16 protein-coding genes and 4 tRNA genes are annotated in these 20,669 nt (G+C 64.2%); 12 read left to right on the forward strand and 8 right to left on the reverse strand.

What is annotated here, in order from left to right; translation table 11 throughout:
• Positions 1-143 precede the first annotated feature (143 nt).
• From GJV37_RS03585 to GJV37_RS03625, 9 genes are all read left to right on the forward strand, one after another.
• The gene (locus GJV37_RS03585; RefSeq protein WP_024766339.1) at positions 144-425 is read left to right on the forward strand and encodes a GTPase; all 282 of its coding nucleotides are present in this window, start codon (positions 144-146) and stop codon (positions 423-425) included.
• Between the two features lie 50 nt (positions 426-475).
• Positions 476-1,468 carry a succinylglutamate desuccinylase gene (astE, locus tag GJV37_RS03590; protein WP_024766340.1) on the forward strand — a complete coding sequence of 331 codons (993 nt, stop codon included), beginning with the start codon at positions 476-478 and terminating at the stop codon, positions 1,466-1,468.
• Between the two features lie 92 nt (positions 1,469-1,560).
• The gene (gene ltaE / locus GJV37_RS03595) at positions 1,561-2,565 is read left to right on the forward strand and encodes a low-specificity L-threonine aldolase (RefSeq protein WP_084357467.1); all 1,005 of its coding nucleotides are present in this window, start codon (positions 1,561-1,563) and stop codon (positions 2,563-2,565) included.
• A 121-nt stretch (positions 2,566-2,686) separates the two neighbouring features.
• Positions 2,687-5,311, forward strand: coding sequence for an alanine--tRNA ligase (gene alaS, locus GJV37_RS03600; protein ID WP_170858285.1), 2,625 nt, complete (start codon positions 2,687-2,689; stop codon positions 5,309-5,311).
• A gap of 101 nt (positions 5,312-5,412) precedes the next feature.
• Complete coding sequence (locus GJV37_RS03605; RefSeq protein WP_037011532.1) at positions 5,413-6,648, forward strand: aspartate kinase; 1,236 nt, start codon at positions 5,413-5,415, stop codon at positions 6,646-6,648.
• Between the two features lie 186 nt (positions 6,649-6,834).
• Positions 6,835-7,020, forward strand: a complete 186-nt coding sequence (csrA, locus tag GJV37_RS03610) for a carbon storage regulator CsrA (protein ID WP_003085981.1) — start codon at positions 6,835-6,837, stop codon at positions 7,018-7,020.
• A 60-nt stretch (positions 7,021-7,080) separates the two neighbouring features.
• Positions 7,081-7,171 (forward strand) — tRNA-Ser (locus GJV37_RS03615).
• A 109-nt stretch (positions 7,172-7,280) separates the two neighbouring features.
• Positions 7,281-7,357, forward strand: a tRNA-Arg gene (locus GJV37_RS03620).
• Between the two features lie 98 nt (positions 7,358-7,455).
• A tRNA-Arg gene (locus GJV37_RS03625) sits at positions 7,456-7,532 on the forward strand.
• A 68-nt stretch (positions 7,533-7,600) separates the two neighbouring features.
• On the opposite strand, the gene bamE is transcribed toward GJV37_RS03625, so the two are convergent.
• Entirely contained in the window at positions 7,601-8,125 is a 525-nt protein-coding gene (gene bamE, locus GJV37_RS03630) for an outer membrane protein assembly factor BamE domain-containing protein (protein WP_170858286.1), read from the reverse strand.
• Positions 8,126-8,446: 321 nt separating this feature from the next.
• Here bamE and mgtE point away from each other — a divergent pair, with 321 nt between their 5' ends.
• A complete protein-coding gene (mgtE, locus tag GJV37_RS03635) occupies positions 8,447-9,889 on the forward strand; it encodes a magnesium transporter (protein WP_038803637.1) in 1,443 nt (480 codons plus the stop codon).
• Positions 9,890-10,018: 129 nt separating this feature from the next.
• Here the strand turns inward: mgtE and amrZ are convergent, their stop codons facing one another.
• On the reverse strand, positions 10,019-10,351 hold the full coding sequence (gene amrZ / locus GJV37_RS03640) for a transcriptional regulator AmrZ (RefSeq protein ID WP_024764908.1): 333 nt from the start codon (positions 10,349-10,351) through the stop codon (positions 10,019-10,021).
• Between the two features lie 486 nt (positions 10,352-10,837).
• Here amrZ and phnN point away from each other — a divergent pair, with 486 nt between their 5' ends.
• Positions 10,838-11,401: a phosphonate metabolism protein/1,5-bisphosphokinase (PRPP-forming) PhnN gene (gene phnN / locus GJV37_RS03645; RefSeq protein ID WP_084357464.1), complete on the forward strand. Its 564-nt coding sequence runs from the start codon at positions 10,838-10,840 to the stop codon at positions 11,399-11,401.
• Between the two features lie 2 nt (positions 11,402-11,403).
• Here phnN and GJV37_RS03650 read toward each other — a convergent pair whose 3' ends face one another.
• Positions 11,404-11,880, reverse strand: a complete 477-nt coding sequence (locus GJV37_RS03650) for a GNAT family N-acetyltransferase (RefSeq protein WP_037007205.1) — start codon at positions 11,878-11,880, stop codon at positions 11,404-11,406.
• A gap of 92 nt (positions 11,881-11,972) precedes the next feature.
• On the opposite strand from GJV37_RS03650, the gene GJV37_RS03655 reads away from it, so the two are divergent.
• Positions 11,973-12,049: transfer RNA gene (locus GJV37_RS03655), tRNA-Arg, on the forward strand.
• A 53-nt stretch (positions 12,050-12,102) separates the two neighbouring features.
• On the opposite strand, the gene GJV37_RS03660 is transcribed toward GJV37_RS03655, so the two are convergent.
• The 5 genes from GJV37_RS03660 to wecB all read right to left on the reverse strand — a co-directional run bounded on the left by GJV37_RS03660 (position 12,103) and on the right by wecB (position 20,649).
• On the reverse strand, positions 12,103-13,170 hold the full coding sequence (locus GJV37_RS03660; RefSeq protein WP_038803635.1) for a GGDEF domain-containing protein: 1,068 nt from the start codon (positions 13,168-13,170) through the stop codon (positions 12,103-12,105).
• Positions 13,171-13,266: 96 nt separating this feature from the next.
• The gene (locus GJV37_RS03665) at positions 13,267-14,142 is read right to left on the reverse strand and encodes a DUF4434 family protein (protein ID WP_170858287.1); all 876 of its coding nucleotides are present in this window, start codon (positions 14,140-14,142) and stop codon (positions 13,267-13,269) included.
• A complete protein-coding gene (locus GJV37_RS03670) occupies positions 14,142-17,327 on the reverse strand; it encodes an NfrA family protein (RefSeq protein WP_170858288.1) in 3,186 nt (1,061 codons plus the stop codon). The genes GJV37_RS03665 and GJV37_RS03670 overlap by 1 nt, the downstream gene beginning before the upstream one ends.
• Positions 17,324-19,498, reverse strand: a complete 2,175-nt coding sequence (gene nfrB, locus GJV37_RS03675) for a cyclic di-3',5'-guanylate-activated glycosyltransferase NfrB (RefSeq protein ID WP_084357460.1) — start codon at positions 19,496-19,498, stop codon at positions 17,324-17,326. The genes GJV37_RS03670 and nfrB overlap by 4 nt, the downstream gene beginning before the upstream one ends.
• Positions 19,495-20,649: a non-hydrolyzing UDP-N-acetylglucosamine 2-epimerase gene (gene wecB, locus GJV37_RS03680; RefSeq protein ID WP_024764911.1), complete on the reverse strand. Its 1,155-nt coding sequence runs from the start codon at positions 20,647-20,649 to the stop codon at positions 19,495-19,497. Before wecB ends, nfrB begins: the two co-directional genes overlap by 4 nt.
• Positions 20,650-20,669: the final 20 nt, after the last annotated feature.

The raw sequence follows: 20,669 nt of genomic DNA on the forward strand, positions 1-20,669 counted from the left end.
CCACTGCCTGCCTGCGCTTGCTCATGCAGCGTTAGGAACAGGCTCAAGATGCTCATTTACAGCGCGTAAACTGCGCTCTTTCGCCTGTTCTTGCCTCGCCTGAGCTACGCTCGGCGAGGTATTGAACGGGTCAGGTGAACGACATGACCGAAAGCCTTCCGCTGATTCTCGAAGACAACCAGGGCGAACGCCGCGAGACCCACACCGCGCGCCTGGCCATCCGCCTGGAAGGGCGCGAGCTGTGGCTGGAAGCCGACGGCAAGGGCGGCCTGGTGATCTACGCCGACTCCCATGAGGACGATGCCGAGATCCCGCTGCTGGTGGTGCGCCCGCAGGCGGTGAACCAGTTGGGCCTGAGCCTGGAGCTGGAAGCCGCCGAAGTCCACGAACATGGTCCAGACTGTGGATGTGACCACCACCACTGACCGCGGAGTCCACGGCCGGCCAGGCCGCAGGACATGATGGAGGCGTCCGCATGCTAGCCCTGGGCAAACTGCTCGAACTGACCCTCGCCGGCCGTGAGCCGACGGAAAAGATTCAGCTCACCGCAGACGGCACCCGTTTGCACTGGCTGGCCGAAGGCGCCCTTGAAATTACTCCGCCGGTGGCGCGGGACAATGGCCGCGACCTGCTGCTCTCGGCCGGTATCCATGGCAATGAGACCGCGCCCATCGAGCTGCTCGACCGCCTGGTGCACCGCATCGCCCGCGGCGAGCTGAAGCCGTCGGCGCGAGTGCTGTTCCTGCTCGGCAACCCCGAGGCCATGCGCCGTGGCGAGCGCTACCTGGAACAGGACATCAACCGCCTGTTCTGCGGTCGCCATGAAGAGGGCAGCGGCAACGAGGCCCTGCGCGCAGCCGAGCTCGAGCGCCTGGCCGCCGCGTTCTTCGCCCGCGAAGGCCGCCCGCGCCTGCACTACGACCTGCACACCGCGATCCGCGGCTCGAAGATCGAGCAGTTCGCGCTCTACCCCTGGGCCAGCGGCCGCGAACATTCCCGCGAGGAGCTGGCGCGCCTGCGCAGCGCCGGCATCGACGCCGTGCTGTTGCAGAGCAAGCCGGGCATCACCTTCAGCGCCTACACCTACAGCCACCTGGGCGCCGAGGCCTTTACCCTGGAGCTGGGCAAGGCGCGGCCGTTCGGGCAGAACCAGGCGGTGAACCTGGATCGCCTGGAAGCCATGCTCGAAGCCGTGATCAGCGGCCAGGAGGCAGACGGTGCGCAGATCGACGGCCTGCAGCTGTTCGCCGTTTCCCGCGAAGTGATCAAGCACAGCGACCACTTCCGCCTGCACCTGGACGACGCGGTGGACAACTTCACCGAGCTGGACCATGGCTTCCTGTTGGCCGAGGACATCGGCGGAACGCGCTGGATCGTGGAAGAGCAGGGTGCACGAATCATCTTCCCCAATCCGCGGGTGAAGAACGGCCTGCGCGCCGGCATCCTGGTCGTTCCCACCGAGCTCTGATCTCCCCGGCGCGCGCCCATCGCGCGCCTTGTTTCCCCACTGGCGAGCGCTTAGCATCGGCTCTTTGTGCCTGATGCCCGAGGAGCCTTGCCATGTCCATCATCGACCTTCGCAGCGACACCGTGACCCTGCCCACCGCCGGCATGCGCGAGGCGATGGCACGGGCCGAGCTGGGCGATGACGTCTACGGCGAAGACCCGACGGTCAATCGCCTGGAAGCGACCCTGGCCGAGCGCCTGGGATTCGCTGCCGCGCTGTTCGTCCCCACCGGCACCATGAGCAACCTGCTCGGCCTGATGGCCCATTGCGGCCGCGGCGACGAATACATCGTCGGCCAGCAGGCGCACACCTATAAATATGAAGGTGGCGGCGCCGCCGTGCTGGGCTCGATCCAGCCGCAGCCCATCGATGGCGAGGCCGATGGTTCGCTGGATCTGACCAAGGTCGAGGCAGCGATCAAGCAGGACGATTTCCACTTCGCCCGCACCCGCCTGCTGGCGCTGGAAAACACCATGCAAGGCAAGGTCCTGCCGCTGACCTACCTGGCGGCTGCGCGTGAAATGACCCGCCGTCGCGGCCTGGCGCTGCACCTCGACGGCGCGCGCCTGTACAACGCGGCGGTGAAGCTGGGCGTGGACGCCGCCGAGATCACCCGTCACTTCGATTCCGTTTCGGTCTGCCTGTCCAAGGGCCTGGGTGCGCCGGTGGGCTCGGTGCTCTGCGGCGATGTGGAGCTGATCGGCCGCGCGCGCCGCCTGCGCAAGATGGTCGGTGGTGGCATGCGCCAGGCCGGCGGCCTGGCAGCGGCTGCGATTTACGCGCTGGACCATCAGGTCGAGCGCCTGGCCGATGACCATGCCAATGCCGAAGCGCTGGGCCGTGGCCTCGCTGAGCTGGGCTACAGCATCGAGCCGGTACAGACCAACATGGTCTACGTTGGCATCGGCGAGCAGGCCGGCGTGCTGGGCGAGCACCTGGCCGAGCGCGGCATCCGCGTCAGCCCGGCGGCGCGCCTGCGCCTGGTCACCCACCTCGATGTGAAAAGCACCGATATCCCGCGTATCGTCGAAGCTTTTGCCGCCTTTCGTCGTTCCTGACAGAAATTATTGCGCGATAGGGGTTAACTATCGCGCAAAGACACTACAACCTTGATGCGGGGCCGATATAATGCGGCCCTTTGCCGGCGATTCGTGGCCGCATTTTTCCGTGGAAGAACCTATGAAAAGCGCTGAAATCCGTGAAGCCTTCCTCCGCTTCTTCGAAGAGAAGGGGCACACCCGCGTAGCGTCCAGTTCGCTGATCCCCGCGAACGACCCGACCCTGCTGTTCACCAACGCAGGCATGAACCAGTTCAAGGACTGCTTCCTGGGCCTGGAAAAGCGCGCCTACACCCGCGCCACCACCAGCCAGAAGTGCGTGCGTGCCGGCGGCAAGCACAACGACCTGGAAAACGTCGGCTACACCGCGCGCCACCACACCTTCTTCGAAATGCTGGGCAACTTCAGCTTCGGCGACTATTTCAAGCGCGATGCCATTACCTATGCCTGGGAATTCCTCACCTCGGACAAGTGGCTGAACCTGCCCAAGGACAAGCTCTGGGTCACCGTCTACGCCACCGATGACGAGGCCTACGACATCTGGACCAAGGAAGTCGGCATTCCGGCCGAGCGCATGGTCCGTATCGGCGACAACAAGGGCGCGCCATACGCCTCCGACAACTTCTGGGCGATGGGCGACACCGGTCCGTGTGGCCCGTGTACCGAGATCTTCTTCGACCACGGCGCCGATATCTGGGGCGGCCCGCCCGGCTCGCCGGAAGAAGATGGCGACCGCTACATCGAGATCTGGAACAACGTCTTCATGCAGTTCAACCGCACCGCGGACGGCGTCATGCACGCGCTGCCGGCGCCGAGCGTGGACACTGGCATGGGCCTGGAACGCATCAGCGCCGTGCTGCAGCACGTCCACTCGAATTACGAGATCGACCTGTTCCAGAGCCTGCTGAAGGCGTCGGCCGACGCCATCGGCTGCGCCAACGACGACGCCCCGTCGCTGAAAGTGGTGGCCGACCACATCCGTTCCTGCGGCTTCCTGATCGCCGACGGCGTACTGCCGTCCAACGAAGGCCGTGGCTATGTGCTGCGCCGCATCATCCGTCGCGCCTGCCGCCACGGTAACAAGCTGGGCGCCAAGGGCACCTTCTTCCACAAGATCGTGGCCGCGCTGGTCGGCGAGATGGGCGAAGCCTTCCCCGAGCTCAAGCAGCAGCAGGCGCACATCGAGCGCGTGCTGAAGACCGAGGAAGAACAGTTCGCCAAGACCCTGGAGCAGGGCCTGAAGATCCTCGAGCAGGACCTGTCCGAGCTCAAGGGCAGCGTCATCCCCGGTAACGTGGTGTTCAAGCTGTACGACACCTACGGCTTCCCGGTGGACCTGACCAACGACATCGCCCGCGAGCGCAGCCTGACCCTCGACGAGGAAGGCTTCGAGCGCGAGATGGAGGCCCAGCGCGAGCGTGCCCGCTCCGCCAGCGCCTTCGGCATGGACTACAACAGCCTGGTGAAAGTCGACGGCGACACCCGCTTCCTCGGCTACCAGGGCGTTTCCGGTGCCGGCCAGATCATCGCCCTGTTCAAGGACGGCAAGGCCGTCGAGCAACTGAACGAAGGCGAGGAGGGCGTCGTCGTCCTCGACCAGACCCCGTTCTACGCCGAGTCCGGCGGCCAGGTCGGTGACAGCGGCTACCTGCAGGGTGCCGGCGTGCGCTTCGACGTGCGCGACACCACCAAGGCCGGCGGCGCGCACCTGCACCACGGTGTGGTTGCCCAGGGCAGCCTGAGCGTTGGCGCGGCTGTCAAAGCCGAAGTCGACGCCTCCGTGCGCCAGGCCACTGCGCTGAATCACTCCGCTACCCACCTGCTGCACGCCGCGCTGCGCCAGGTGCTGGGCGATCACGTCCAGCAGAAAGGCTCGCTGGTCGACAGCCAGCGCCTGCGCTTCGACTTCAGCCACTTCGAGGCGATCAAGCCCGAGCAGCTGAAACAGCTGGAAGACATCGTCAACACCGAGATCCGCAAGAACTCCGAGGTGGAGACCGAAGAGACCGACATCGAATCCGCCAAGAACAAGGGCGCCATGGCGCTGTTCGGCGAGAAGTACGGTGATCAGGTGCGCGTGCTGAGCATGGGTGGCAGCTTCTCCGTCGAACTGTGCGGCGGCACCCACGTGTCCCGTACCGGCGACATCGGCCTGTTCAAGATCACCAGCGAAGGCGGTGTGGCCTCCGGCGTGCGCCGTATCGAAGCGGTCACCGGCGCTGCTGCGCTGGCTTACCTGAATGGCGCCGAAGAGCAACTCAAGGAAGCGGCCGGCCTGGTCAAGGGCAGCCGCGACAACCTGCTGGACAAGCTGTCCGGCCTGATCGAGCGCAACCGTCAGCTGGAAAAGGAGCTGGAGCAGCTCAAGGCCAAGGCCGCCAGCGCAGCCGGTGACGACCTGGCGGGTTCCGCCGTGGACGTCGGTGGCGTGAAGGTGCTGTCCTCGCGTCTCGACGGCCTCGATGGCAAGGCGCTGCTCGCGCTGGTCGACCAACTGAAGAACAAGCTGGGCAGCGGCGTGATCCTGCTGGGCGGCATGTTCGAAGAGAAGGTCGTACTGGTCGCCGGCGTGACCCAGGACCTGACCGCCAAGCTCAAGGCTGGCGATCTGATGAAGCAGGCCGCTGCGGCCGTGGGCGGGAAGGGCGGTGGTCGCCCGGACATGGCCCAGGGCGGTGGCGTGGATGCCGGCAAGCTGGACGAAGCGCTGGCGCTGGCAGTGACATTTGTCGAACAGGGCCTCTAAAGGCCCTGAAATACGGGGCCCGCAGCGCGTCCGGCGGGCCTTGGCAGCATGCGGTGATGCATGTTTAATGGGCGCCCTTCAGGAATCAGGCGGCTTTTGAAATGGCTTTGATCGTACAGAAGTTTGGAGGGACCTCCGTCGGCACCGTCGAGAGAATCGAGCAGGTAGCCGAGAAGGTGAAGAAATTCCGTGAAGCGGGCGACGACATCGTCGTGGTGGTGTCCGCCATGAGCGGCGAGACCAACCGCCTGATTGGTCTGGCCAAACAGATCATGGACCAGCCGATCCCGCGCGAGCTGGACGTCATGGTCTCCACCGGCGAGCAGGTGACCATCGCCCTGCTGAGCATGGCGCTGATGAAGCGCGGCGTGCCGGCGGTGTCCTACACCGGTAACCAGGTTCGTATCCTGACCGACAGTTCCCACACCAAGGCGCGTATCCTCAGCATCGACGATGCGAACATTCGCGCAGATCTGAAGGCTGGCCGCGTGGTCGTGGTCGCCGGCTTCCAGGGTGTGGACGAGCACGGCAATATCACCACCCTCGGCCGTGGCGGTTCCGACACCACGGGTGTGGCCCTGGCGGCGGCGCTGAAGGCCGATGAGTGCCAGATCTACACCGACGTCGATGGCGTCTACACCACCGACCCGCGCGTCGTGCCGCAGGCCCGCCGCCTGGACAAGATCACCTTCGAAGAGATGCTGGAAATGGCCAGCCTCGGTTCCAAGGTGCTGCAGATCCGTTCGGTGGAATTCGCCGGCAAGTACAACGTCCCGCTGCGCGTGCTGCACAGCTTCCAGGAGGGTCCGGGCACCCTCATTACCCTTGATGAAGAGGAATCCATGGAACAGCCGATCATCTCCGGCATCGCCTTCAACCGCGACGAAGCCAAGCTGACCATCCGTGGCGTACCGGATACCCCCGGCGTTGCTTTCAAGATTCTCGGCCCGATCAGTGCCGCCAATGTAGAAGTCGACATGATCGTGCAGAATGTCGCGCACGATAACACCACCGACTTCACCTTCACCGTGCACCGCAACGACTACCAGGCCGCTCTGGAAATCCTCAAGCAGACCGCCGCCAGCATCGGTGCGCGCGAAGCCACCGGCGACACCAACATCGCCAAGGTTTCCATCGTCGGCGTCGGCATGCGTTCCCACGCCGGTGTGGCCAGCCGCATGTTCGAAGCCCTGGCCAAGGAGACCATCAATATCCAGATGATCTCCACCTCGGAAATCAAGGTTTCCGTGGTCATCGAAGAAAAGTACCTCGAGTTGGCGGTCCGTGCTCTGCATACCGCTTTCGAACTCGACGCCCCGGCCCGACAGGGCGAGTAAGGCGAGAACTACCGAAAGGCGCGGCTACCCCGCGCCTTTTGTCGTTTTTGACTGTCTGACAGGAACTTTCTTTCCGGCAGGACTGGTCAATACTTGGGTGAAGGATTCGTGCACTTGATCTATACGAATCTGCCACCATTTCTTTTTTTGCAGACTGCTTATCCCGTAACACGTAAGGAGAAAGGAATGCTGATTCTGACTCGCCGGGTCGGAGAGACCCTGATGGTCGGTGATGACGTCACCGTGACTGTACTGGGCGTCAAAGGAAATCAGGTGCGTATCGGTGTGAATGCGCCGAAGGAAGTTGCTGTGCACCGTGAGGAAATCTACCAGCGCATCCAGAAAGAGAAAGACCAAGAACCAAACCATTAATTTTTCTAAAATTTTTCTTTGCAAACGGGGAAAACATGGATATCATGCGCCCCGTGTTGCGGAGAGGTGGCCGAGTGGCCGAAGGCGCTCCCCTGCTAAGGGAGTACACCTCAAAAGGGTGTCGGGGGTTCGAATCCCCCCCTCTCCGCCATTGCATCCTCTGGTGCGATGGTTTGTCAGGTAACGTAAGTTACTGAAAAGATTGAAAAATCTTGTTGACGAATCAGAAAAATCGTTCTAGAATTTGCGCCCTCATCAGCGCACTCATAGCTCAGCTGGATAGAGTACTCGGCTACGAACCGAGCGGTCGGAGGTTCGAATCCTCCTGAGTGCGCCATATACGAGGCAACGCGAAAGCGGGGCTTCAGTGGCGAAGGGGCTGAAAGGCCATTAGCTGCAACCAGTTGGTGAATCTGGTTAAACTTTACCAACGACGCACTCATAGCTCAGCTGGATAGAGTACTCGGCTACGAACCGAGCGGTCGGAGGTTCGAATCCTCCTGAGTGCGCCATATACCGGAAGGGCCTGCAGAAATGCAGGCCCTTTTTCTTTGCTCTCGAAAAAGTCTTCGCAGCGTGCTCAGCGCTTTGCCTTGCCCGTCACGCAGCCGTCCTCGTCGAATGTCACGGTACGCGCGCCGTGCCTCTTGTTCGCGTCATAGTGATAGCGCAGCGTCTCGTTGTGCTGGCTGACCTTATCCGGCTTTCCGAACGCGCTCTCGACGTCGCTGCGGGTCATGCCTGTCTTGATCCTGCCTTCGATGATCGCCTTGCGCCGCGCGCTGCCGGTAACGCGGTTGCCGCAACCGTTCTGCTGCTCTCCCACGATAACCAGTGAGCGATCTTCGAGTTCCCCGCCTTTGCCCTTGCTGCGTGCAGGAGCCTTCTGTGGTGCCGGCGCTTTTACTGCGGCCATGGGAACTGGCTCGCCCGAGCCGGGTGTTTGATTACTGGCTTCCTGGATTTCCTGCTGCCGTTCGGTTGGGCAGCCATACTGACTGAACAGCACGCTGCCATCGGCTGCGGTGCAGCGGAACACAGAGGCCGCTTGGCTGGTCGGTACTTGTGAAATCAGGAGCAAATAGAGCAGGGCAGACAGGCGCATGGTTCCTCCATGATGGCGGGCCTGCCTGCAGACTAGGAGTGGAATTTGTCAGTCGGAGCCGGGTGTCCTGTGGGAGCTTTCGGGCGTCGAACCGGGCAGTGATTCGGCAGTGAACTTTCACCTGCAAGCGATTGTTCTAGCCGCCATTTTGTAACGCGCAATACACCCCGGAGTGTTATCATTTCCCGCATCTGCCCTCGATGGGCGCATGGGACACCACCATGGACTTACCCAGTAGTTACTCAGAACCCCGATTGCGTACACACGACCTGATGTATTGATCCCCTCTGGCCCGTTCTGCCACTGGGGGTGGAGCGTGCTATGACCGAAGTAGAAGCCAAGAAGCCGCAGGAAAGCCTGCAGGACCGCCTCAACCAGGTGGTCGACCTGCTGCACAAGCACAAGCTGGTGGAAGACCTGACGCACCGTCAGGAAGGCCAGCATCAAGACCTCGTCGAAAACCTCGTGCACCGCCAGAACCTTGCCGAATTGCAGCGCAAGATGGACGAGTTGCACCCGGCCGACATCGCCCACATCCTCGAATCGCTGCCGCTGGATGACCGTCTGACGGTCTGGCAACTGGTCAAGGCCGAGCGCGACGGCGACATCCTCCTCGAAGTATCCGACTCCGTGCGGGAAACCCTGATCGCCGACATGGACGATCACGAGATTCTCGCCGCGGCTCGGGACATGGACGCCGACGAACTCGCCGACCTTGCGCCGGAATTGCCGCGCGATGTGGTCCACGAGCTGATGGAAACCCTCGATGCGCAGCAGCGCGAGCGCGTGCGCTCGGCACTGTCCTACGAGGAAGACCAGGTCGGCGCGCTGATGGACTTCGAGATGGTCACCATCCGCGACGATGTCAGCCTGGAAGTGGTATTGCGCTACCTGCGCCGCCTGAAGGAGCTGCCGGGCCATACCGACAAGCTCTTCGTGGTCGATTATGACGGCGTGCTCAAGGGCGTGCTGCCGATCAAGCGCCTGCTGGTGAACGATCCGGACAAGGACGTGGCGGAAGTCATGGCCACCGACCCTGTGACTTTCAGCCCTGATGAGGACGGCTATGACGCCGCCCAGGCGTTCGAGCGTTACGACCTGATTTCCGCCCCCGTGGTGGACAAGAACGGCAAGCTCATCGGCCGTCTGACCATCGACGAGATGGTCGACCTGATCCGTGAGGAAAGCGAAAGCGAAGTCCTGAACATGGCCGGTCTGCGTGAAGAGGAAGATATCTTCGCCTCGGTCTGGAAGTCGGTCGGTAACCGCTGGGCCTGGCTGGCCACCAATCTGGTCACCGCCTTCATCGCCTCGCGGGTGATCGGCCTCTTCGAAGGCTCCATCGAGAAGCTGGTGGCACTCGCGGCGCTGATGCCCATCGTGGCCGGCATCGGCGGCAATTCCGGCAACCAGACCATCACCATGATCGTCCGCGCCATGGCTCTGGACCAGATCCAGACCAGCAGCGCCAACCGCCTGCTGCGCAAGGAGCTGGGCGTAGCGTTGGTGAACGGCCTGGTGTGGGGTGGGGTGATCGGCCTGGTCGCCTTCTACCTCTACGGCAACTGGGAGCTGGGCGCCGTCATGACCGGCGCCATGACGCTGAACCTGTTGCTTGCTGCATTGATGGGGGTGCTGATTCCGATGACGCTGCTGCGCCTGGGGCGCGATCCCGCGATGGGCTCCAGCGTGATGATTACCGCCATGACCGACAGCGGCGGCTTCTTCATCTTCCTCGGGTTGGCCACGCTGTTCCTGATGTAGTGCCCGCCCCGCCGAAAAGGCCGCCCGCGAGGCGGCTTTTTTGTGTCCGTCATGCGGATTTGGAGGGCACGAAAGCACGGGCATGAAAAAGCCGGCTCAAGGCCGGCTGTTTCGGTTATCGCGAACGAATCAGGCTTCGTTCTGCGCCATCTCGGCATCGTGCGCGATGAGGGCGATCAAAGCGTTCTGCTGACGATGGGTCAGCTGGCGGAAACGCTGCAGCAGTTCGCGTTCGTGCAGGCTGAGTTCCGGGCTGTCCAGGCGGATGCCCAGGTTGTCCTGCAGGGCACCTTCCTGCAGCAGGCTCTGTTCGAGACGCGCGATGATCTCGGAGTTCATGCTGCGGTGGTGGCTGCGGGCGACGTCGGCGATACGCTCACGCATGCCTTCGGGCAGGCGTACGACGAATTTGTCAGCGGTACGGCTGGAGTAGGTGGGGGTTGCCTGTTTCAATGGGCGCATACTTTAAACCTGTAAGTCAGGGAGGCCGATGCCATGGGTCAGCGTTCGTTCAGGCCCTTTGACAGCGATTTCCAATGGCCGTTCAGCGCGTCGTCAAAGCTTTTGTGAAAATATCCAATAACTTGACGTCAAACCTTCGGCATATTGTGTCTTGGGTGAAGGCTAAATGCCAGCACCAATCGTCCGAAATGAGACCGCCTAGGCAGACCTTTCTTTAGATGGGAGTTAAGGGGAAAGCTGGCGATGTGCCCATATCCGTCAGCGTAGTCGATATGTCGTCCGTGGCTGCCTGCCGTTGGGCGGCCCGATACTCTCGCTTCGACGCAGGCTTTCATGATGGCACAGCGCCCGGCGGCGAGTCAGCGGATGCCCGCTTCAGGGGGCTTTCATCACGAGTTTCACTGGTATCCCACAAGGCTCGGCGTATTATCCGGCCCGCGGATCAGAATTGAAGTAGCGCCGAGCCGCCGGTGCACCGAGAGTCTTATGACCCCAGGTAGACTGATTTTCCTGATGGGCCCTTCGGGATCCGGCAAGGACAGCGTATTGCAGGCAGCCAGCGTTCCCCTGGCCGCAATGGATTGCCGGATCGTCCGGCGCGTCATCACGCGTTCCGCGGAAGCGCGTGGCGAGGAGGCGCTTTCGGTGAGCGTCGAGGAGTTCTCTCGCCTGGAGCGTTCCGGTGCTTTCGCCATGAGCTGGCGTGCCAATGGCCTGCACTACGGAATCCCCCGCGAGATCGATGACTGGCTCGCCGCTGGTCACGACGTCCTGGTCAATGGTTCACGCAAATACCTGCCTGAAGCCCGCCGTCGCTATCCATCGTTGATCGCGGTGCTGCTGAAGGTCGAGACCGATGTGCTGCGCCAGCGACTGCTCAAGCGTGGGCGGGAGACGCCGGTGGAAATCGAGGAGCGCCTGGCACGCAATGCGCACTTCGCCGATGGCCTGTCGGGCCCGCTGGTGGAGTTGGACAACTCGGTATCCCTGGATGTGACCGTCGGCCATCTGCTGAACCTGCTCGCTCCTCCGGATGCTCAGGCCAGCTGAGGTCAGTCCAGACTCAGCGACAGGCTGACGCCGTGGGGCGCGAAGCCCATTGCGGCGTAGAAGCGGTGCGCCATTTCCCGGTCCTGGTGGCTGGAGAGCGCCAGCTTGTAGCACTTCCAGTCCCGGGCCCACTCCACGGCGCGGGCGATCAGCGCCTGGCCTATGCCCTGGCCGCGCGCACGGCTGTCCACCACCATGTCTTCGAGGATCGCCGAGCGGGCGAAGCCGTGGGCGATGTGTTCGATCAGGTGCAGGGTGCAGGTGCCCAGCAAGGCTCCATCGCGCTCGGCGACAAGCGTCACTCGCGACGGCAACTGGTTGCCCAGGGCCAGGGCCAGCAGCGCGGTGTCGGGCAGCGGGTCGCGGGCGCCCAGTTGCTGCAGTAGCGGAGCGAGGGCTGCAGCGTCCTCGACTGTGGCGACGCGTACATCGAAGGTGGCGAAGGGTGAGTCGGGCAGGGCGCCGTCTTCTGAGGTCATGGTGATTCTCCGGCTGACGGCAAAATTATGGACCGCTCCGGTGGCGGTGGCATGACAAAACGCTTGTCGGTGGTTAACATGCCGACCCGATTGTCCCGGTAGCTCAATTGGATAGAGCGTCCCCCTCCTAAGGGGAAGGTTGGAGGTTCGACCCCTCTCCGGGACACCAGCATGAAAAGGCCCGCATTCGCGGGCCTTTTTCGTTTCTGCACCGGTCATGCGTCAGGGCGAATAGGTCACCCGGTTACGACCATTGTGCTTGGCGCTGTATAGCGCCTGATCAGCCTTGATCAGCGCCTGGCTCAGGGTGCCGTCGGCGGTGACGTGGGCCAGGCCGAGGCTGATGGTGACGCTGGGAGTGCCGGGCAACTCGGCGGTGATGCGGCGCAATTGTTCGACCCGAGACTGCGCGTCCTCCGCGTTGATGCCCCACAGGTACAGACCGAACTCCTCGCCGCCCAGGCGGGCGAATTCGAAGTCGTGCATCTCGCTCTTGATGGCCCGCGCGACGCGAGTCAGCACTTCATCGCCGATGTCATGCCCGTAGGTGTCGTTGACGCGCTTGAAGTGGTCGATGTCGATCATCACCAGGTAACGCTGGTCGCCATCGTCTGCCAGGCGCTGTCCGACGCGGGTCATGAAGGAGCGGCGATTGGGGATGCCGGTGAGCACGTCGAGATAGGCCTGGTCCAGCAGCAGGCGGGCCATGGCATAGTTGTAGAGCTTGGCCTTGCTCAGGTGGTTGAAGATGTAGATGGACAAGGCGCTGATGAATAGCGGGTAGCACACCAGCAGGCTGCGCCGCGCGTCGAAGTCCGGCACGTCGCCGAGCAGTGGATTGAGGAAGACCCAGGTCACCGTCATGACCGAATAGAAGGCGGGATTGTTCAGCGGCATGGCCGTTGCGCTGTAGAGCACAGTTGCCGCGGCGATCACCAGCCAGGTCTGGCGGACGGCCTCGGGAACGCCGTCGATCACCAGGCGGGCGCCCAGGCAGAAGACGAAGACGAAGGCCAGGTTGAGCCAGTAGAAATGCACGGCCTTGCGCACGAAGATGGTCAGGGCGGTGATGAGGAATAACGCCCCCAGAAAGGCCACCGAAACCCAGGTGAAGCCCTGGCCGGCCTGGAAGCTGACGATCAGGTCGAAGAGCAGCCACATGGCGATGCTGACGCCAAATACCAGCAGGCAGAAACCATGGAGTCGTTCGAAGTCGTGCTGGAGGAATTCGGCCCTGATCCCGGCCGGAACGCTTTGCTTGAGTACTTCGGATTCAATGGTCTTGAACATGAACCGCCCTGTGCGCGTGTGGGGTCGCTTGCGCGAGCATAGCTGAACTCACTATGCCCCGCGCACGGGCGCGGGGCATGTGTTTGGGCGGCTGTTTCAGGGCGTTGCGGAGCTGGCGGAGTGGGCGCGCTGGTTGTCCAGCAGCACCTTGCCCCAGGGCCGGTAGCGCACTTCGAACACGGCGCTGGCGTGGCAGCCGGTGGATGCGCTGGAGGGGGTGGAAGGTTCGGCGCGGAAGGGCTGGCCAGCAGCGCTGGTCTGGCGGAAGGCTTCGCGGACGATGCCAACCGAGCAGGGTAGAGCGGCAGCGTAAGCCTGGCGTACTCGCTCGGGCAGCGCGCCGGTGCCGGCGCCGTCCTGCCACCAGACCTGTACGCCGAGGCCGGCGATCTCGCCCAGCCAGTTGCCGTATACCTGTGGCGCGAGCTTGCCGCCGGAGAATGCGCTCAGTTGCAGCGGGGCCTTCATCTGGCCGGCGAAGTCCTTGAGCTGGCGTTGCAGGGCTTGTCGGCGTTCGGCGGCCTGGAAGTGCCAGTCATCCAGCTCCATCGGCAGGTACCAGGCGGCAACGGGGAGTTTCCATTGCTCGCTCACTTGCCGTTGCTGCGCCAGGGAACGGCCGAGCTGGTGTTGCCAGTAGGCCTCCAGACCGGGTGTGTCCAGTTCGCTCTGGCGCTGGTAGTAGGCCGGGTCCATGTACAGGCCGAGGACCAGTTGCAGGCCGTTGTCGTGGGCGCTTTGCAGGGCATGTGCGAGCCAGCCGGTGGCGCCGCCGAAGTCGGAGTCGCCATAGGCGGTCCATTGCACGATCAGCGTCTTCGCACCCTGGGCTGCACTGGCGCGCCAGATCTGTTGCCACTGCGCTTCGCTGAGTGCGGCATCGACATTCAGCGGTTGATAGAACAGTTGGTCGTCGGCGTGCGCTGCGACGGTGGAGAAGAGCAGGGCGAGGGCGTAAATCAGGCGGCGCATCAGAAGTTCACCTCGAGTCCCACCAGCCAGCCGTTGGCCTTTTCATAGAGATTGCCCGCCATGCCCAATTGGTACTCGGTGCGCACGGTGACGTGGGCGCGGTAGGCGTTGTAGCGGTCCTCGCCGTACCAGTACTGCCAGCGCAGGCCGACGCCGCTTCGCAGGTCCTGGCGCCAGTCGTTGCTGGGGTCCTGTGCGGAAAATTCGGCAAAGCCGTAGGGCATGATCGTCTGCGGCGAATCCACCGGCAGTTTCCAGGTGTGGCCCTGCTGGTAGCGCGAGACCCACTGGTGGTCGCCGGCGTGGGTCCACCAGGCGAAGTCGGTGTAGAGGAAGCGTTCGTCCCAGTCGCTCTCGTCCACGCGCCAGTCGTTGCGGTACTCGCCCTGGTCGAGGAAGGAAGCGGTGGCGCGCAGCAGGAAGTCGGTGCTGGTCTGACCGTACTTGTCGCGCTTGCGGATGTAGCGCTCGAACTTCTCCGGCGTGCCGATCTCGTGCCAGCGCAGACCGTCGAAGGCGTCCTCAGGATCGACGTCGTCGTTCACGGTGTTCTGCTTGTACAGCTCGCCGTAGAGGTTGAGGTTGTAGTCGCCGAAAGGCTTGTAGCGCAGGCCGAAGCCGGCCGCGAGGGTCTGGGTGTAGTTCTTGCGCCCTTCGTTGCCGGCGATCGCCCGGCCATATACCGAGAGGGTACTGCCGTTGCGTGTCGGTTCCTCGCCCAGTGCGTGGTCCCAGATGAAGGTCTGGAGGTTCTGCGATTGGGCGCGCCGGCGGTCACCGGTCTGGGTGTCGCCGTTGAGGATCGGCACTGTGGTGACGCCCGCCGGCGACCAGGTACTGGCGATGGTCAGGTTGTCACGCTGGGACAACGTCTGATGCGCGCGGCGCTGACGGAAGCGACGAGCTTCGAGGCTGCCGTATTCGTCGTCGGCGGCCACCGGGTCCTGCTCCAGGTCGATGACCCGGCGCAACTCGCGGCGGGCGGCGAAGCTGTCCTCGGCCTCGTCGTAGCGCCAGGCGAGGGTTTCGCCCAGGCGGAAGTCCTCGGGGTAGTCGCGGGTGGCGCGCTCCAGGTAGGGGATCGCGGTACGGCGTTCTTCCGGCGTCTCGGTGCCGGCCAGGCGCATGCCGTAGTCGGCGCGGAAGCGCGGGTTGTTCGGCTCGCGGCGTACCGCCTCGGCCAGCCAGAGTTTGCTCTGCTGCTTGTCGCCGGCCTTCTGGGCGCTGCCGGCGGCATTGTAGTAGTGCTGGCCGTTGGGCTCGTGTTGCAGGGCCTCGCGGTGCCGGGTGAGTGCCAGGGGATAGTCGCCACGGGCGTCGGCGATGTTGGCGCCCAGTGCCCAATCGTCCGCGCTGCCTTTCTTCGCCTGCTGCCAGTAGCGCTCGGCGCCGGCATTGTCGTTGGTGAGCAGGGCGGCGCGGCTGGCGGTAAGGCGGGCATTGTCGTTGAGTTCGCTGGCGGGCAGGGCATTGAAGATGCGCAGGGCGCCGACCGGGTCGCCGGCGGCCTCCAGTGCATAGGCCAGCGGCAGCTGGCTGTCCTTGTCGCCGTGGGCGATGGCGGCCTGGTAGTAGACCACCGCTTCGCCGGGGCGCGCGGGCATGGCGCAGCGGCCCAGGGCGCGCAGGTCGCCGGGGGTGTTGGAATCCGGGCTCAGGTAGCGTTGCAGGGCATCGCAGCGCCCGGCTTCGGCCAGGCGACCGAGCAGGTAGCCGCGCGAGACCGGGTCTGCCTTGGGCAGCAGGGCTTCGATGCGGGCGACGTCCAGCGGTGTATCACTGCGCGCATGGATGCCGGCCAGGCGCTGCAGCAACGTGGGCGGCAGGTTGCCGCCGCGTCGGTCGTAGGCGCTTTCCAGCAGCTGCTTGGCGCGCTCGGTGCGCCCGGCGTTGAGCGCAAGGTAGCTGGCCTGGTCCAGTGCCTTGAGATCGCCGGTCTGGCGGTAGCGCTGTTCCCACAGCGCCGCAGCCTCGCCGGTGCGGCCACGGGCCTGCAGCAGCTCGGCGCGCTGGCGAACGGTGTCGGGTGTCTGTGGCTGGCGCGACAGCCAGGCCAGCGCCAGGTCGGTGCGGCCCTGGCGTCGCCAGGAGTCCACCAGTTGGTCGCGGCGGGCGGTGTCCCAGGGCTCGGGCAGCCGGGTGTTTTCCAGCAGGTCGGTGGCCTCCAGGCGTTGGGCCAGGACCAGCCAGGTCTTCGGATCGTCAGTGGGCTTGCATTGCTGCAGCTTCGCCAGTGCCGCTGCCTGGTCGTGACGCGACAACCATTCGGTGGTTTCCAGGCAGGGGCGGTTCTGCGCGTCGCTGAGCTGTGTAACCAGCGCTGCGTCGCTGCTGTCGCGTGCGACTTCCAGCAGCTGTGCCTGGCGCGTCGGGTCGCGGCGGTCCTGCTCGGGCAGGGTGAGCAGCCAGCGCTTGGCCACTTCGGTCTGCTCGACGGCGATGGCGCGGTCGATGATCGCCAGCCGTGCCCTGCGCGCCGAGTCGGCGTCAGGTGCCTGCTGGATCAGTTGCTCCAGCGGCTTTTCTTCCAGGCGCTGGGCGTAGGCGTTGGCCAGGCGTCGCCAGTCGTCGGCCGAAAGCTGGTGCGCGGCAGCCAGCGGTGCCAGTTGGGCGATGGTGGTGTCCCAGTCGCGCAGCTGTTCGGCCCAGTTGGCACGGGCCTCGCGCAGCACGCGGCCGTCGTTGCCGGGCGGCAGCGTGCCGAGCCAGTCCAGTGCCTTGGCCGCTCCCTGGGTCTGGCCGAGCTTGAGGCTGTAGGCTTGCCACAGGCGCACGCGCTCGTTGGCGTTACTGGTGTGAGCCAGCCACTGGTTGACCTGGGCTTCGGGCGGTGGGCCGTTTTCGATCAGGTCCAGGCGCAGCTCGGTGAGCGCCTGCGCACCGGCGTCGGTCCCGGCCAGGGCCTGGGCCTCCCTCTCGGCGTCGGCGTAGCGCTGTTGCTTGGCCAGGGACTGGATCAGCAGGGCACGCGCCTCGGTGTTGCTCGGCACGCGGTCGAGCAGGTGGCGCATAAGGCGTTCGACTTCCGCCCAGTTGTTCTTCTTCGCTTCCTTGTAGCCCTTGTCGAGAAAGGGATAGCTGCGGAAGCGCTGGAATTCGCTGAGCTGGTCGTCGGCGGCCTGCGCCAGCGGCGCGGCGATGCTCGCCAGGATGAGCCCGTAAAGCAGGGTTTGTTGCGGTTTCACACGGCCTCCCGGGCAATGCGATAGGCCTCGTGCTGTTCGCTGGCCTGTTCCTTGAGCGCTTCCTCGAGCACCTGCTGGGTGATCATGCCGCGCTTGATCAGGTGTTCGCCGAGCGAGTCCTGTTCCGGGTCGAAGTCGATGAGGGCCTGGTTGAACAGGCTGGGCGGGACCATGCCGCGTACCTGCAGCAAGGCACCGAACATCACCACGTGACCACAGAGACGTTCCATGAGGGATTCGTCGCCCTGGCGTCGCCGGAGCACCTCGACGATGGCCCGGGTTTCATCGGTCTGGTGGCGCCCGCCGTACCAGTGGCGCAGGCCGAGGGTGACACGGCCTTGTGGGGCCAGTCGGCCGCGTACCGGGCGCTTGAGCTGCCGGCTGATGGCACCGAGGGAGACCTGGCTGATCTGCTGTTCGCTGGCCAGGACCAGGGTTTCGCCCTCGACGGCCACCGGCAGCACGGCGTAGCGCAGGGCCAGCTTGCGCGGCAGGGTTTCGATCAGTTTTTCATCGAGGGTGAAGGGGTTGAGCGGCGCCCATTCCTCGCCCAGTTCCTCCGCCAGGGTTTCCACCAGTTGCGTGCTGGTGATCAGTTTGCGCAGCAGTAGCTCGCGGCCCAGCCGTCGGCGCACCGGGCTGGTCAGTGCCGATTGCAGCTGTTCTTCGCTGATCAGGCCTTTTTCCTTGAGGCGCTGGCCCAGCGGCGTGCGCTGCGGGCCGGCGAGGGCGGGAAATTCGTGGGTGGTCTTGTCCCAGGCAACGCGGCGCGAATCGCCCATCTCCATTACCTGCTTGAGCGCGCGCAGGTTGGCGAAGAAGTTGACGAAGTTGCTCCACATCATCCGCGGCGCCGACAGCAGTCCCTCGAAGATGCCGTAGAAGCGGGTGACGAACCAGAAGCGCTGGAACAGCCGGTTGAGGAGCATCAGGCCGTTGAGGAACAGCAGCACCACCAGCAATTGGCTACCTTCGAGGATCGACGGGAAGCGCCAGGCGTTGGGCGACAGGGTGGTGATCAGCCACATGGTGATCAGCACCAGGAACAGCAGGTTGACCAGGAAACTCAGCAGGTAGGCGATCAGCCCGCGGCGATCACGCCAGAGGAAGTAGTTGAGCATGCCCTTGCTGCTCCAGCCCAGGTTGCGCGTGCCCTGGAAGACGATGCCGGTGATCCACCGAGACTTCTGCCGAATGGCGTGCTGCCAGGTGCGCGGGAAGTGTTCGCGTACGCAGATGACCTGTGAGAAGCGCCGGTCCATACCCGGCACCCAGGTGCTTTTCAGCGCCAGCTGCGGATCGGTGATGGAGTAGCGGGCGAAGATGCACTTCATGCCCTTCTGCTTGAGGCGGAAGCCGATGTCGTAGTCCTCGGTGAGACTCTGCACATCGAAGGCGATGCCGTCGCCGTCCTCCAGCAGCGCGGCGATGGCGCGGCGGCTGAAGCAGGTGCCGACACCGGCGCTGGGCACCTGGCCGGTCAGCGCTTCGCGCACCGGCACATCCTTGCCGTGGTTCTCGGCGAATTCGTCGACATAGTGGCCGGCGGTGAAGCCGCTCCATTCCGGGGCGTAGGGGTAGACCGGGATCTGGATCAGGTCCTTGGCCGGCAGCAGGTAGTTGAACAGGCGCAACTCCAGCGGCGAGATCACGTCCTCGGCGTCATGCAGGATGAAGCCGGCGAACTCGATGCGGGCATCGGCCTCGAAGCGCAGGATGGCGTCGATGATGTTGTTCAGGCAGTCGGCCTTGCTGGTGGGGCCGGGGCGCGCGCAGACCACCTTGTGCACGTTGGGGTAATGCAGGCATACCGCGTCCACGTCCGCCTGGGTCTGTGGGTCGTTGGGGTAGGTGCCGACGAAGATCTGGTAGTTCTCGTAGTCCAGCGTCGAGGCCGCCAGGCGCGCCATTTCGCCGACCACGCCGACTTCGTTCCAGGCCGGGACCATGATCGCCAGCGGCTTTTCCGGCGCGGCGAACAGGCGTTCCTCGTCGGCCCGATCGAAGCGGTTGTAGATGCGGAAGCGCCGCACCAGCACCCGGCCCCAGTACACCAGGTCGATGAACAGGTCATCCAGACCGAGCAGGAACATCAGCGCGGCCAGGATGATCGCCAGGTACTTCAGGGCATAGAGAACGTAAGTAAGGATATCGACCAGTTCGAGGCTCATTCGAACTCGCTACGCGTGCGTGATTCACCGAACCAGGACAGCAGCCGGGCGACGATCTTCTCGCTGGCGTGGCCGTCGCCGTAAGGGCTGAACACCCGGCTCATCTGTTCATAGACGTCGTCGTCGCGCAGCAGGTGGCTGGCTTCGCTGACGATGCGGCCGGTGTTGGTCCCCACCAGCACCACGGTGCCACCCTCCAGCACGGCAGGGCGCTCGGTGACGCGGCGCAGCACCAGCAGCGGTTTGCCCAGTGCCGGGGCTTCTTCCTGGATGCCGCCCGAGTCGGTGAGGATGATGTAGGCGCGGTCCATCAGCCAGACGAAGTGCTGGTAGTCCTGCGGGGCGATCAGGTGGATGTTCGGCTTGTCCGAGAGCAGGCCGTAGACGGCGTTCTGCACCTGCGGGTTGAGGTGCACCGGGTAGACGAAGTCCACGTCGGGGAAGCGCTGGCCGAGCTCGGCCAGGGCCAGGCAGATGCGCTCGAAGCCCTTGCCGAAGTTTTCCCGACGATGTCCGGTGATCAAGACCAGACGACGGTCGCCGGTGAACTTGGCCAGGGGCGAATCGGCGGCGGGCTTCCAATCGGTCTCGTGCAGGTGCTCGCGCATCCACAGCAGGGCGTCGATCACCGTGTTGCCGGTGACCTCGATCTGGTCGATGTTCACCCCTTCGCGCAGCAGGTTGTCGCGCGCGGCCTTGGTCGGCGGGAAGTGCAGGTCGGCGATCACCGCGGTGAGGCGGCGGTTGGCCTCTTCCGGCCACGGCTGGTGGATATTGCCGGTGCGCAGCCCTGCCTCGACGTGGCCCACCGGGATCTGCCGGTGAAAGGCGGTGAGGGCGGCGATGAAGCTGGTGGTGGTATCCCCGTGGACCAGCACGATGTCGGGGCGATGACGGTCATAGCTGTCATCCAGTTTGCCCATCATCTGCAGGGACAGGCTGTTCAGTGTCTGGCCCTGGGTCATGACGTCGAGGTCTTCGTCGACCTCCAGTTCGAAGGAGTTCAGCACTTGCTGTAGCATTTCGCGATGCTGGCCGGTGGAGCAGATGCGCAGTTCGATTTCCGGGGTACGGCGAAGGACGCGGGCGAGCGGGGCCATCTTGATGGCTTCCGGACGGGTGCCGAAAACCATGGTGACTTTGTACTTCATCAATTGCTCCTTGGGCGCAC

Source organism: Pseudomonas nitroreducens (assembly GCF_010994165.1).
GTDB classification, from domain to species: domain Bacteria; phylum Pseudomonadota; class Gammaproteobacteria; order Pseudomonadales; family Pseudomonadaceae; genus Pseudomonas; species Pseudomonas nitroreducens.

Bases quoted from the DNA above. Each gene is read 5' to 3' on its own strand.
- GJV37_RS03585 (WP_024766339.1), top strand. From the start codon at position 144: ATGACCGAAAGCCTTCCGCTGATTCTCGAAGACAACCAGGGCGAACGC.
- astE (WP_024766340.1), top strand. From the start codon at position 476: ATGCTAGCCCTGGGCAAACTGCTCGAACTGACCCTCGCCGGCCGTGAG.
- ltaE (WP_084357467.1), top strand. From the start codon at position 1,561: ATGTCCATCATCGACCTTCGCAGCGACACCGTGACCCTGCCCACCGCC.
- alaS (WP_170858285.1), top strand. From the start codon at position 2,687: ATGAAAAGCGCTGAAATCCGTGAAGCCTTCCTCCGCTTCTTCGAAGAG.
- GJV37_RS03605 (WP_037011532.1), top strand. From the start codon at position 5,413: ATGGCTTTGATCGTACAGAAGTTTGGAGGGACCTCCGTCGGCACCGTC.
- csrA (WP_003085981.1), top strand. From the start codon at position 6,835: ATGCTGATTCTGACTCGCCGGGTCGGAGAGACCCTGATGGTCGGTGAT.
- bamE (WP_170858286.1), bottom strand. From the start codon at position 8,125: ATGCGCCTGTCTGCCCTGCTCTATTTGCTCCTGATTTCACAAGTACCG.
- mgtE (WP_038803637.1), top strand. From the start codon at position 8,447: ATGACCGAAGTAGAAGCCAAGAAGCCGCAGGAAAGCCTGCAGGACCGC.
- amrZ (WP_024764908.1), bottom strand. From the start codon at position 10,351: ATGCGCCCATTGAAACAGGCAACCCCCACCTACTCCAGCCGTACCGCT.
- phnN (WP_084357464.1), top strand. From the start codon at position 10,838: ATGACCCCAGGTAGACTGATTTTCCTGATGGGCCCTTCGGGATCCGGC.
- GJV37_RS03650 (WP_037007205.1), bottom strand. From the start codon at position 11,880: ATGACCTCAGAAGACGGCGCCCTGCCCGACTCACCCTTCGCCACCTTC.
- GJV37_RS03660 (WP_038803635.1), bottom strand. From the start codon at position 13,170: ATGTTCAAGACCATTGAATCCGAAGTACTCAAGCAAAGCGTTCCGGCC.
- GJV37_RS03665 (WP_170858287.1), bottom strand. From the start codon at position 14,142: ATGCGCCGCCTGATTTACGCCCTCGCCCTGCTCTTCTCCACCGTCGCA.
- nfrB (WP_084357460.1), bottom strand. From the start codon at position 19,498: ATGAGCCTCGAACTGGTCGATATCCTTACTTACGTTCTCTATGCCCTG.
- wecB (WP_024764911.1), bottom strand. From the start codon at position 20,649: ATGAAGTACAAAGTCACCATGGTTTTCGGCACCCGTCCGGAAGCCATC.